Source organism: Aeromonas sp. sif2433, from assembly GCF_019218705.1.
Lineage (GTDB): Bacteria > Pseudomonadota > Gammaproteobacteria > Enterobacterales > Aeromonadaceae > Aeromonas > Aeromonas encheleia.
Genome location: NZ_JAHUXD010000009.1, coordinates 194551 through 206778, shown reverse-complemented (window position 1 = coordinate 206778; position 12228 = coordinate 194551). Strand labels below are relative to the sequence as shown.

11 protein-coding genes are annotated in these 12228 nt (G+C 56.6%); all 11 read right to left on the bottom strand.

The annotated features are described in order from the left end of the window. Positions 1-239: 239 nt before the first annotated feature. The gene (gene gmhB, locus KW825_RS15385) at positions 240-782 is read right to left on the bottom strand and encodes a D-glycero-beta-D-manno-heptose 1,7-bisphosphate 7-phosphatase (protein WP_042652971.1); all 543 of its coding nucleotides are present in this window, start codon (positions 780-782) and stop codon (positions 240-242) included. Between the two features lie 114 nt (positions 783-896). Further along, complete coding sequence (tuf, locus tag KW825_RS15380) at positions 897-2081, bottom strand: elongation factor Tu (RefSeq protein ID WP_126623228.1); 1185 nt, start codon at positions 2079-2081, stop codon at positions 897-899. Positions 2082-2135: 54 nt separating this feature from the next. After that, positions 2136-4241 (bottom strand): elongation factor G, encoded by a 2106-nt coding sequence (fusA, locus tag KW825_RS15375; protein ID WP_042654553.1) that lies wholly within the window; start codon positions 4239-4241, stop codon positions 2136-2138. A 74-nt stretch (positions 4242-4315) separates the two neighbouring features. Next, positions 4316-4786: a 30S ribosomal protein S7 gene (rpsG, locus tag KW825_RS15370; RefSeq protein ID WP_033129801.1), complete on the bottom strand. Its 471-nt coding sequence runs from the start codon at positions 4784-4786 to the stop codon at positions 4316-4318. A gap of 93 nt (positions 4787-4879) precedes the next feature. Then, positions 4880-5254 (bottom strand): 30S ribosomal protein S12, encoded by a 375-nt coding sequence (gene rpsL, locus KW825_RS15365; RefSeq protein ID WP_005306278.1) that lies wholly within the window; start codon positions 5252-5254, stop codon positions 4880-4882. A gap of 182 nt (positions 5255-5436) precedes the next feature. After that, positions 5437-5715 (bottom strand): sulfurtransferase complex subunit TusB, encoded by a 279-nt coding sequence (tusB, locus tag KW825_RS15360; RefSeq protein ID WP_218329688.1) that lies wholly within the window; start codon positions 5713-5715, stop codon positions 5437-5439. A gap of 7 nt (positions 5716-5722) precedes the next feature. Beyond that, complete coding sequence (gene tusC, locus KW825_RS15355; protein WP_042654551.1) at positions 5723-6079, bottom strand: sulfurtransferase complex subunit TusC; 357 nt, start codon at positions 6077-6079, stop codon at positions 5723-5725. A 9-nt stretch (positions 6080-6088) separates the two neighbouring features. Then, complete coding sequence (tusD, locus tag KW825_RS15350) at positions 6089-6481, bottom strand: sulfurtransferase complex subunit TusD (protein ID WP_218329687.1); 393 nt, start codon at positions 6479-6481, stop codon at positions 6089-6091. 86 nt (positions 6482-6567) lie between these two features. Then, positions 6568-6948 (bottom strand): RidA family protein, encoded by a 381-nt coding sequence (locus KW825_RS15345; RefSeq protein ID WP_041206542.1) that lies wholly within the window; start codon positions 6946-6948, stop codon positions 6568-6570. Positions 6949-6972: 24 nt separating this feature from the next. Continuing rightward, a complete protein-coding gene (locus KW825_RS15340) occupies positions 6973-7689 on the bottom strand; it encodes a transcriptional regulator (RefSeq protein ID WP_042654548.1) in 717 nt (238 codons plus the stop codon). Between the two features lie 196 nt (positions 7690-7885). Further along, positions 7886-12190, bottom strand: a complete 4305-nt coding sequence (gene rpoC, locus KW825_RS15335; RefSeq protein WP_042654547.1) for a DNA-directed RNA polymerase subunit beta' — start codon at positions 12188-12190, stop codon at positions 7886-7888. Positions 12191-12228 lie beyond the last annotated feature (38 nt).

Below are 12228 nucleotides of genomic sequence, written 5' to 3'. Positions count from 1 at the left end.
CGTTGCAACGTTTTGTCGCTGCGGGAGTGGCATTCTACTCAACCGCCTTCTCGAGTCAAGCCTTATTTTCAGAGGCTTTATCGAGGCACCGACCGGCTTGTTTGCGTTGCCGCTTGCCCTGTCGATGGAGGCGCATTATAGGGAGTAGAAACTTTCTGGCAAGCGGTTAATTGCAGAAATATGGCTTTCGTGATGAGTTCGCTCACAAAGCCACCAACATGCATATTAAGCGAACGAATTCAGCCTGCGACCGGTACTGAAACGGCAAAATCATGCAGGTTGTCATAGACGGCATCCGCCAGTGCAGTACCTTCATCTGTCAGCGGTTTGCCGGTACGCACCATGACTTTATGCCCCACCTTGGCATTGGCGGCGGCTTTCAGGTCGGAAGGCTTATCACCCACCATATAGGAACGCGCCATATCGATACCCAGCTCCTGTTGTGCCAGCAGCAGCATGCCGGGCTTCGGCTTGCGGCAATCGCAGGGTGCACCATGATCCGGGTGATGGGGGCAGAAATAGATGCCATCGAGATCCACATCTCGGTCGGCCAGCGACCAATCCATCCATTCGGTGAGGTTCATGAAGTCGTCTTCACTGAAGTAGCCGCGGGCGATACCTGACTGGTTGGTGACCACGATCAGCAGATAGCCTTTCTGCTTCAGCAGTTGCATGGCTTCGATCACACCAGGCAGGAAATGGAAGTCATCGACCTGGCTGACATAACCGGTGTCTTCGTTGATGACACCGTCACGATCCAGAAAAATGGCGGGTTTACTCACGGGCACTACCTCGGCAATGGATGTTTAAAAAGTATCTCACAGGGCAGATAAAGCCCCAAAAAGTAAAAGGGGTGGCCGAAGCCACCCCTTTCATGTGTGCAGATAGCGAATCGATTAAGCGATTACGCTAGCAACAACACCAGCACCTACGGTACGGCCACCTTCACGGATAGCGAAACGCAGGCCGTCGTCCATCGCGATCGGCGCGATCAGGGTAACAACCATTTTGATGTTGTCGCCTGGCATTACCATTTCAACGCCTTCCGGCAGTTCGATGGTACCGGTCACGTCGGTAGTACGGAAGTAGAACTGAGGACGGTAGCCCTTGAAGAACGGAGTATGACGACCACCTTCTTCTTTGGACAGTACGTACACTTCAGATTCGAACTTGGTGTGCGGCTTGATGGAGCCCGGCTTGGCCAGTACCTGACCACGCTCTACGTCTTCACGCTTCACGCCACGCAGCAGGGCGCCAACGTTCTCACCGGCACGACCTTCGTCCAGCAGCTTGCGGAACATTTCTACACCGGTACAGGTGGTGGTCACGGTATCTTTGATACCAACGATTTCGACAGTCTCACCGACTTTAACGATACCGCGCTCAACACGACCGGTTACTACGGTACCACGGCCAGCGATGGAGAAGACGTCTTCGATAGGCATCAGGAACGGCAGGTCGATTGCACGCTCCGGCTCCGGGATATAGGTATCCAGGTGGTTAGCCAGCTCGATGATTTTCTCTTCCCAAGCAGCGTCGCCTTCCAGCGCTTTCAGCGCGGAACCACGGACTACCGGCAGGTCATCACCCGGGAAGTCGTATTCGGTCAGCAGTTCGCGAACTTCCATCTCGACCAGCTCAAGCAGCTCTTCGTCGTCGACCATGTCGCACTTGTTCATGAACACGATCATGTACGGGATACCAACCTGACGACCCAGCAGGATGTGCTCACGAGTCTGCGGCATCGGGCCGTCAGTCGCAGCTACTACCAGGATCGCGCCGTCCATCTGGGCAGCACCGGTGATCATGTTTTTAACGTAGTCGGCGTGACCCGGGCAATCTACGTGGGCGTAGTGACGGGCAGCGGTGTCGTATTCTACGTGGGAGGTGTTGATGGTGATACCACGCTCACGCTCTTCCGGCGCCTTGTCGATCTGGTCGAAGGCGAAAGCTTTACCACCGAAGTGCTTGGCCAGCACGTTGGTGATGGCGGCGGTCAGGGTGGTTTTACCGTGGTCAACGTGGCCGATGGTGCCGACGTTTACGTGCGGTTTGTTACGCTCAAATTTTTCTTTAGACACGACGTAGTCCTTCTAGGTTAAACCCGCCTACCGTCGTAGGCGGGGAATCATAAATTACTTGGATTTGCGCTCTTCGATGACTGCCTGGGCCACGTTGTTCGGGGCGTCGGAGTACTTAGCGAATTCCATTGCGTAGGAAGCACGACCTTGGGTAGCGGAACGCAGGGCGGTCGCATAACCGAACATCTCGGCCAGCGGCACCAGGGCACGTACGATCTTGCCGGACGGGCCGTCTTCCATACCTTCGATCAGGCCACGACGACGGTTCAGGTCACCGATAACGTCGCCCATGTAATCTTCCGGAGTCTCGACTTCAACCTTCATGATCGGCTCGAGCAGGACCGGGCTTGCCTTCATGTAACCAGCCTTGAAGGCCAGGGAGGCAGCGATCTTGAACGCCAATTCGGAGGAGTCGACATCGTGGTAAGAACCGTAGTGCAGGCGCACACCCAGATCCATTACCGGATAACCTGCCAGCGGGCCGGATTTCAGCTGCTCACGGATACCCTTGTCAACGCCCGGGATGTATTCGCCAGGAATCACGCCACCTTTGATGTCGTTAACGAACTCATAGGCTTTGCCGGCTTCCAGCGGGTACATGTCGATGATGACGTGACCATACTGACCACGACCACCAGACTGCTTGGCGTGCTTACCTTCGATATCCTTGACGGTTTCACGAATGGTTTCACGGTAGGCAACCTGCGGCTTACCTACGTTCGCTTCAACCTTGAACTCGCGACGCATACGGTCAACGATGATGTCCAGGTGCAGCTCACCCATACCGGCGATGATGGTTTGGCCAGATTCTTCGTCAGTCCATACGCGGAAAGACGGATCTTCCTGCGCCAGACGGCCGAGTGCCAGACCCATCTTCTCTTGGTCAGCCTTGGTTTTCGGCTCAACCGCGATAGAGATTACCGGCTCCGGGAATTCCATACGCTCGAGGATGATCGGTGATTTTTCGTCACACAGGGTGTCACCAGTGGTCACGTCTTTCAGACCGATGGCGGCAGCGATATCGCCTGCGCGAACTTCTTTGATCTCTTCACGCTTGTTGGCGTGCATCTGAACGATACGGCCAAAACGCTCGCGCTTCTCTTTGACAGAGTTCAGCACGGAGTCACCGGAGTTAACTACACCGGAGTACACGCGGAAGAAGGTCAGGTTGCCTACGAACGGGTCGGTAGCAATCTTGAATGCCAGAGCAGAGAACGGCTCTTCATCAGAAGCATGACGCTCGTCTTTGGTGACGCCGTCCAGCTTCAGACCGTCGATGGCCGCTACGTCGGTCGGTGCCGGCAGATAGTCAACCACGGCATCCAGCATGGCCTGTACGCCCTTGTTCTTGAACGCGGAGCCACAGGTAACCAGGATGATTTCGTTGTTCAGAACGCGCAGACGAAGAGCTTTCTTGATCTCTTCCTCGGTCAGTTCTTCACCACCCAGGTATTTTTCCATCAGATCTTCAGACGCTTCAGCAGCGGCTTCGACCAGGGTCATGCGCATTTCTTGCGCTTGTTCCAGCAGCTCAGCCGGGATCTCTTCGTAATCGAAGGATACGCCCTGATCTGCTTCGCTCCAGTTGATGGCTTTCATCTTGACCAGATCGATAACGCCCTTGAAGTTCTCTTCTGAACCGATGTTCAGTTGCAGCGGAACCGGGTTACCTTTCAGACGGGTCTTGATGTGCTCAACGCAGCGCAGATAGTTGGCACCAGTACGGTCCATCTTGTTGACGAACGCGATACGGGGAACCTTGTACTTGTTAGCCTGACGCCATACGGTCTCAGACTGTGGCTGTACGCCACCTACGGCACAGTACACCATCACGGCACCGTCCAGAACACGCATTGAACGCTCTACTTCGATAGTAAAGTCAACGTGGCCGGGGGTATCGATGATGTTGATACGGTGCGGTTGGAACTGTTTGCCCATACCGGACCAGAACGCGGTGGTCGCGGCGGAGGTGATGGTAATACCACGCTCTTGTTCCTGTTCCATCCAGTCCATGGTGGCAGCGCCATCGTGAACTTCACCGATCTTGTGACTTACACCGGTATAAAACAGAACGCGCTCGGTAGTGGTAGTCTTACCGGCGTCGATGTGAGCGGAGATACCGATGTTACGATAACGCTCAATGGGGGTTGTACGAGCCATTGTCATCCTCTTACTAGGAGCGTGCCCCTAGATAACTGAAGGTGCGCAGAGCCAAAAGACCCTGCGCAAGCGGATTACCAGCGGAAGTGAGCGAAGGCCTTGTTCGCTTCAGCCATACGGTGAACGTCTTCACGTTTCTTGACAGACGAACCCTTATTGTCAGCGGCATCCAGCAGCTCGCCAGCCAAACGCTGAGCCATTGATTTTTCACCACGTTTACGAGCGGCGTCAACCAACCAGCGCATTGCCAGGGCATTGCGACGGACCGGACGAACTTCTACCGGTACCTGATAAGTTGCACCACCGACACGACGAGATTTAACCTCGACGGACGGACGGATGTTGTCCAGAGCGACTTCGAACAGGGCCAGGTGCTCTTTGCCAGATTTGGTGGCAATGATGTCCAGGGCGCCATAAACGATGGCTTCTGCAACAGATTTCTTACCGTCAACCATTACTACGTTGACAAATTTAGCCAGCAGCTCTGATCCGAACTTAGGATCCGGCAGGATTTTACGCTGACCAACAACACGACGTCTTGGCATTTCAAATTCTCCGTAACTTCAGGGATTACCCAAAACTAGAAAGTTATCTAACTAGAAACGAATTAACGTTTGGCCTTACTTAACGGAGAACCATTAAGCTTTAGGACGCTTCACGCCATACTTGGAGCGAGCCTGCTTACGGTCTTTAACACCGGCACAGTCCAACGCACCACGAACGGTGTGATAACGAACACCTGGCAAATCCTTGACACGACCGCCACGGATCAGAACAACGGAGTGTTCCTGCAGGTTGTGACCTTCACCGCCGATATAGGAGGTGACTTCGAAGCCGTTGGTCAGACGTACACGGCAGACTTTACGCAGTGCAGAGTTAGGCTTCTTGGGGGTGGTGGTATATACACGGGTGCATACGCCACGCTTCTGAGGGCACGCTTCCAGCGCCGGCACGTTGCTTTTCACAACGAGCTTGATGCGTGGCTTGCGAACCAACTGGTTAATAGTTGCCATCAAAAGGCTCCTGATAATGACTTCATAAACGTGTGAAAAATCCTCCCCGCAGATACGGGGACGCGAAATTTTATGCCCTGTTGTCTGGGGAGTCAAGATTTATACAATTCGTGCGCCAAAAGGGCAAATGACATCCCGCAACTAATGTGGTAACCACCTGAGCTATCAAGCAAAAATTAAAACTAGCCGGCCCAGGTCTGGGGTGATCCCTGCTCGGCGATCAGGCTGATCAGGCCGGGCATGTCGAGTTCCATCCCGATCCTGCACGGCAATCCCCTCGCCCGCAGGTCTTCCCCCATCACATAGAGCGGGATCCCGGCCAAGCGTTCACACCACTCCGGCGCGACGACAGCCACCACGGCATCCTGCATCAACACCAGCGGATCCTCTGCCTGGCGATAGCGCAGTGCCTGTTCGAGGTCCTGGTTCAGGAAGGGAGAATTCAATACCAGCTGAATCATGGGCACCTCAGAAGCTGATGTGGGTGGTGCAACGGCCCCACTGGTGGCGGATCTCCGCGGGGGACAGCGCCGTCACGGGGATCAGCAGATCCGCCGCGGTCAGGCCACGCTCGGCCAGCGAAGCCGCACAGACATAGACCTCCTCGATGTCGTACAGTTCCAGCATCTTGAAGGTCGGAGCATAGTGGCGCTGCAATATCGCCTGTGGCGACTGTTCCTTGACCAGCTGCAACACGCCGTCCCCCAGCAGAAACAGGGCCAAAGACTCGGTCAATGCCGAGGTAGCCAGCAGGGCATCCAACCCTTCCCGACCGCTCGCCGTGCCATGGGGACCACGCCGGCAGATAAAGGCAATCTTGCTCATCTCATCCCCCTAGAACTGGACGAAGCGATCGGCGGTCAGGCTGGCCTCGGCCAGCTGCCCCAACCCACTCAGGCGAAATGGCGCCTGCAGGTTGAACTGGGTCTTGCCGACCCCCTTCGCCTCGGTCTCATCGAGCACGCCACGTCGCATCGCGGCGGCGACACACACATCGATGGCGATGCCCTGTGCCAGGGCCAGCTCGCGCCACAGCGTCACCAGGTCGGCCTCATCGGACGCGGGGGCATGCAAGCTGCTGCCGTTATAGACCCCATCCTGATAGAAGAACAGGTGAGACAGGCGATGGCCCTGCTCGATGAGGCTCAGGGCGAAGCGATAGGCGGTGCTAGCGGTCTGGGTGCCATAGGCGGGCCCAGTGACCAGCAGGGCAAAATTCAGACTCATGTCCGGACTCCTGCGCAAATATGCATCCATTCTACCTCAAAGACGAAAAAGCCCCTCCTGAGAGGGGCTCTTCCAATGACAGTGACTCAGACGTAGGCGATGGCTTCGACTTCGACCAGGACGTCCTTGGGCAGGCGAGCCACTTCCACACAGGAGCGCGCCGGTGCGGCGTCGCCGAAGTAACGGGCATACACCTGATTGAAGGCCACGAAGTTGTTCATGTCGCTGAGGAAGCAGGTTGTTTTAAGCACCTTGCTGGTATCGGCGCCGGCCGCCTTCAATACTGCAACCAGGTTCTTCATCACCTGCTCGGCCTGCGCTTCGATGCCACCGGCGACTATGTCCATGGTGGCGGGATCGAGCGGGATCTGCCCGGAGGTGAAGACCAAATCACCCAGCTTGGTAGCCTGGACGTACGGGCCAATTGCGGCAGGTGCCTTGTCGGTTGCAATCACTTCTTTAGCCATTCTCACTATCCCCTTCTATGGCACTTATTCGTTCTCTTCTTCACCCTGCTTGCGCTGTCGGATGTACAGATAAACGGTATGTTTGGAAATATTCAACTTGTCGGCGACCAGGTTGATCGAGTCCTTGATATCAAATATGCCCTTCTCGAACAGCTGGGTCACGATAAAACGATTCTTGGCATTGTTGGCCACGGTCGGATCGCGATTGATCTCGTCGATGGTGTTGTCCACCGTCTGGGCGACCAACTCCTCCACGCTGTTGGCAAAGGTTTCCGGCGATTGACGCTCCGCTTGCTGCGGGGTCGGGAAAAACTCGGCCACGAACTCGTGGAAGGGCGCGTTGATGTGCAGGTTGATGCAGATCAGTCCGACCACCTGCTTGTCGCTGTTGCGGATGGCGATGGTGCTCGACTTCATCAGCGCACCAGTCCGGCTGCGCGCGAAGTAACTCTGGGTGTGATCCTGGCCGGTGCTCTCGATGTCCTTGAGCATACGCAGGGCCAGATCGGTGATCGGCGCCCCCAGGGTACGTCCCGTGTTAAAGCCGTTTGCTATCTTGATCACTGACTCATGCAGATTTTCCAGGGAGTGAAGCACCACCTCGCAGTGCTTGCCGAACAGATCGGCCAAGCCTTCGATGAGGCCCTCATATGAACGCAACAATTCCCTGTCTTCGTCTGTAAAAGCGCGACCGCTCAGTCGTTCTTCGGGAAGCAGTACTTCCTCGATACCTGCAGCCATGTTCTACCCCTGTAATAACCATTCAACTTTCCCGAGTTTTCAATTGCGGGGGATCAATGTCAACTTTTTTTGATTTTTTGCTCTATAACCTTGCACTGGATCATCCCCTGCCCCAGCACCGTGCAAAGCCGTGGCGCGCGACAGGCATAAAAAAGGGCCCCGCGAAGGGGCCCTTTTTAATCACAACGGCTGAAGATTACTCTTCGTCAAAGCTGCCGGCTGCGTTGAGCAGATCCGCCAGGTTTTGCTGAGCCTCATCGGCAGTCACCTGCGGTACACCGACAGCACGGGCTGCGGCTGCACGCTGGTTGATCCGGGCATGGTGGTAGGCAAAGCCGGTACCAGCCGGGATCAGACGACCCACGATCACGTTCTCTTTCAGGCCACGCAGTTCGTCACGCTTGCCGCCAACGGCCGCTTCGGTCAGAACACGAGTGGTTTCCTGGAAGGAAGCCGCGGAGATGAAGGACTCGGTGCTCAGAGATGCCTTGGTAATACCCATCAGGATATGACGGAAGGTGGCCGGAGTCTTACCCTCGGCAACCAGCTTACGGTTGGCAATCTTCACACGAGCCACTTCAACCTGCTCACCTTCGATCAGGTCGGTGTCGCCGGCGCTCAGGATCTCGCACTTGCGCAGCATCTGACGGACGATGACTTCGATGTGCTTATCGTTGATCTTAACGCCTTGCAGACGGTAAACGTCCTGCACTTCGTTGGCGATATAGTTGGCGACCGGGCTGATACCGCGCAGACGCAGGATGTCGTGAGCAGACTCAGGACCGTCCGCCAGCACTTCACCCTTCTCAACTTTTTCACCTTCGAACACGTTCAGGTGACGCCACTTCGGAATCATCTCTTCGTAGATGTCGCCACCGTCGGTCGGGGTGATGACCAGACGGCGCTTGCCCTTGGTCTCTTTCCCGAAGGAGATGGTACCGGAGATCTCGGCCAGGATAGCCGGTTCCTTCGGTTGACGTGCTTCGAACAGATCCGCAACGCGCGGCAGACCACCGGTGATGTCCTTGGTACCGCTGGACTCTTGCGGGATACGCGCAACCGCGTCACCCACACCCACGTTGGCACCATCTTCCAGGTTCACGATCGCCTTGCCCGGCAGGAAGTACTGGGCGGCAACATCGGTACCCGGGATCATGACATCCTTGCCATTCTGGTCGACCAGTTTCACGGTCGGACGCATCTCTTTACCGGCGCTCGGACGTTCGTTGACATCCAGCACGACGATGGAGGAGAGACCGGTCAGCTCGTCGGTCTGACGAGTGATGGTCACGCCATCGATCATGTGTTCGAAGTCCAGGCGACCTGCTACTTCGGTGATGATCGGGTGGGTGTGCGGATCCCAGTTGGCGACGGTGTCACCGGCACTCACGGCCTGGCCATCTTTCACTTCCAGGACGGAACCGTAAGGCAGCTTGTGGCTTTCCTTGGTACGGCCCATCTCGTCCATGATGGTCAGTTCGGTAGAACGGGAGGTGATTACCAGCTTGTCAGCACTGTTGGTAACAAACTTGGCGTTCTGCAGCTTGATGCTACCGGTGTTCTTGACCTGGATGCTGCTCTCGGCAGCGGCTCGGGATGCGGCACCACCGATGTGGAAGGTACGCATCGTCAGCTGGGTACCCGGCTCACCGATGGACTGGGCGGCGATAACACCGACAGCCTCACCCTTGTTCACCAGGTGACCACGGGCCAGATCACGGCCGTAGCAGTGAGCACAGTTACCGAAGTCGGTCTCACAGGTGATGGCAGAACGTACCTTCACGCGGTCGACAGAGTTACGTTCCAGCAGATCACACAGATACTCGTCGAGCAGGGTATTGCGCGCGACCAGGATCTCGCTTTCAGTACCCGGCTTGATCACGTCTTCCGCGACCACACGACCCAGCACGCGCTCACGCAGCGGCTCGACCACGTCGCCACCTTCGATCAGCGGAGTCATCCACAGACCTTCGGTAGTGCCGCAATCGTCCTCGGTGACCACCATGTCCTGAGCCACGTCGACCAGACGACGGGTCAGGTAACCGGAGTTAGCCGTCTTCAATGCGGTATCCGCCAGACCTTTACGAGCACCGTGAGTGGAGATGAAGTACTGCAGTACGTTCAGACCTTCACGGAAGTTCGCCACGATCGGCGTTTCGATGATGGAGCCATCCGGCTTGGCCATCAGGCCACGCATACCGGCCAGCTGACGGATCTGGGCGGCGGAGCCCCGCGCACCAGAGTCGGCCATCATGAAGATGCTGTTGAACGAGGCCTGCTCTTCTTCTTCACCCAGGGAGTTGACGTTACGCTCCTTGGACAGGTTATCCATCATGGCCTTGGAGACGCGATCGTTCGCGCTGGCCCAGATATCGATAACCTTGTTATAGCGTTCGCCTGCGGTCACCAGACCGGACAGGAACTGGTCCTGGATCTCGGCAACTTCGGCTTCGGCAGCGGCAACGATGTCTTTCTTGGCATCCGGGATGACCATGTCATCGATACCAACAGAGGCACCAGACAGGGCCGCATAGTGGAAACCGGTATACATCAGCTGGTCAGCGAAGATGACGGTGTCCTTCAGGCCCTGCTTGCGATAACAAGTGTTCAGCAGACGGGAGATGAGCTTCTTGCCCAACGCCTTGTTGGAGACGCTCTTGATCCAGTTCTGCGGATTGGCATCCAGATCGGCCTGCTCTGCCGCAGTCAGTACCTTCGGCTCGTCGATCAGCGCGTATTCCATGCCTTTCGGCAGGATCAGGCTCAAGATCGCACGACCAACGGTGGTGTTCTTCAGCTCGGTACGCTCTACCAGCGAATCATCTGCTTGACGCAGGTATTCGGTGATACGCACTTTGACGCGAGCATGCAGATCGGCCAGACCGGCGCGATAGACCTTCTCGGCTTCTTTCGGGCCGGCCAGCACCATACCTTCGCCCTTGGCGTTGATACGGGCACGGGTCATGTAGTACAGACCCAAGACCACGTCCTGGGAAGGAACGATGATCGGCTCACCGGAGGCAGGCGACAGGATGTTGTTGGTAGACATCATCAGGGCGCGCGCTTCCAGCTGGGCTTCCAGGGTCAGCGGTACGTGGACCGCCATCTGGTCACCATCGAAGTCCGCGTTATAGGCGGCACAGACGAGTGGGTGCAGCTGGATGGCCTTGCCTTCGATCAGGGTCGGTTCGAACGCCTGGATACCCAGACGGTGCAGGGTCGGTGCACGGTTCAGCAGGACCGGGTGTTCGCGGATAACTTCGTCCAGGATGTCCCAAACGACGGCTTCTTCGCGCTCCACCATCTTCTTGGCGGCCTTGATAGTGGTCGCCAGACCGCGGGATTCCAGCTTGCCGTAGATGAAGGGCTTGAACAGCTCCAGCGCCATCTTCTTCGGCAGACCGCACTGATGCAGACGCAGGGTCGGACCTACGGTGATAACGGAACGACCGGAATAGTCGACGCGCTTACCCAGCAGGTTTTGACGGAAACGACCTTGCTTACCCTTGATCATGTCGGCCAAGGATTTCAGCGGGCGCTTGTTGGAACCAGTGATGGCACGACCACGACGGCCGTTATCCAGCAGGGCATCCACGGACTCTTGCAGCATGCGCTTTTCGTTGCGCACGATGATGTCCGGGGCGGCCAGGTCCAGCAGACGCTTCAGGCGGTTGTTACGGTTGATCACGCGACGATACAGATCGTTCAGATCTGACGTTGCGAAACGGCCGCCGTCCAGCGGTACCAGCGGACGCAGGTCCGGCGGCAGCACAGGCAGCACTGTCATGATCATCCACTCCGGCTTGTTGCCGGACTGCAGGAAAGCTTCCATCAGCTTCAGACGCTTGGTGGTCTTCTTGCGCTTGGTCTCGGAGTTGGTCTGATCCAGCTCCTCGCGCATGGTCTTGACTTCACCTTCCAGATCGATGGCACGCAGCAATGCAAGTATTGCTTCGGCACCCATCTTGGCGTCAAATTCGTCGCCCCACTCTTCCAGTGCGTCCAGATAGTTCTCTTCGGACAGCATCTGGCTGCGCTCGAGGTTGGTCATGCCGGGTTCGATCACCACATAGGATTCGAAATACAGCACGCGCTCGATGTCACGCAGGGTCATGTCCAGCAGCAGACCGATACGGGACGGCAGGGACTTCAGGAACCAGATGTGGGCAGTCGGGCTGGCCAGCTCGATGTGGCCCATACGCTCGCGACGGACCTTGGTCTGGGTCACTTCTACGCCGCACTTCTCGCAGATCACACCACGGTGTTTCAGGCGCTTGTACTTGCCGCACAGACACTCGTAGTCCTTCACCGGTCCGAAGATACGGGCACAGAACAGACCATCACGTTCCGGCTTGAAAGTCCGGTAGTTGATGGTCTCAGGCTTTTTGACCTCACCGAATGACCAGGAGCGGATCATGTCAGGAGAGGCCAGACCGATCTTGATACTGTCAAACTCTTCGGTCTTGGTCTGAGCCTTCAAAAACTTGAGTAAGTCTTTCACGTGTTTCCCCTGTCAGGAGTCTAACCTCGGCGCCCCAA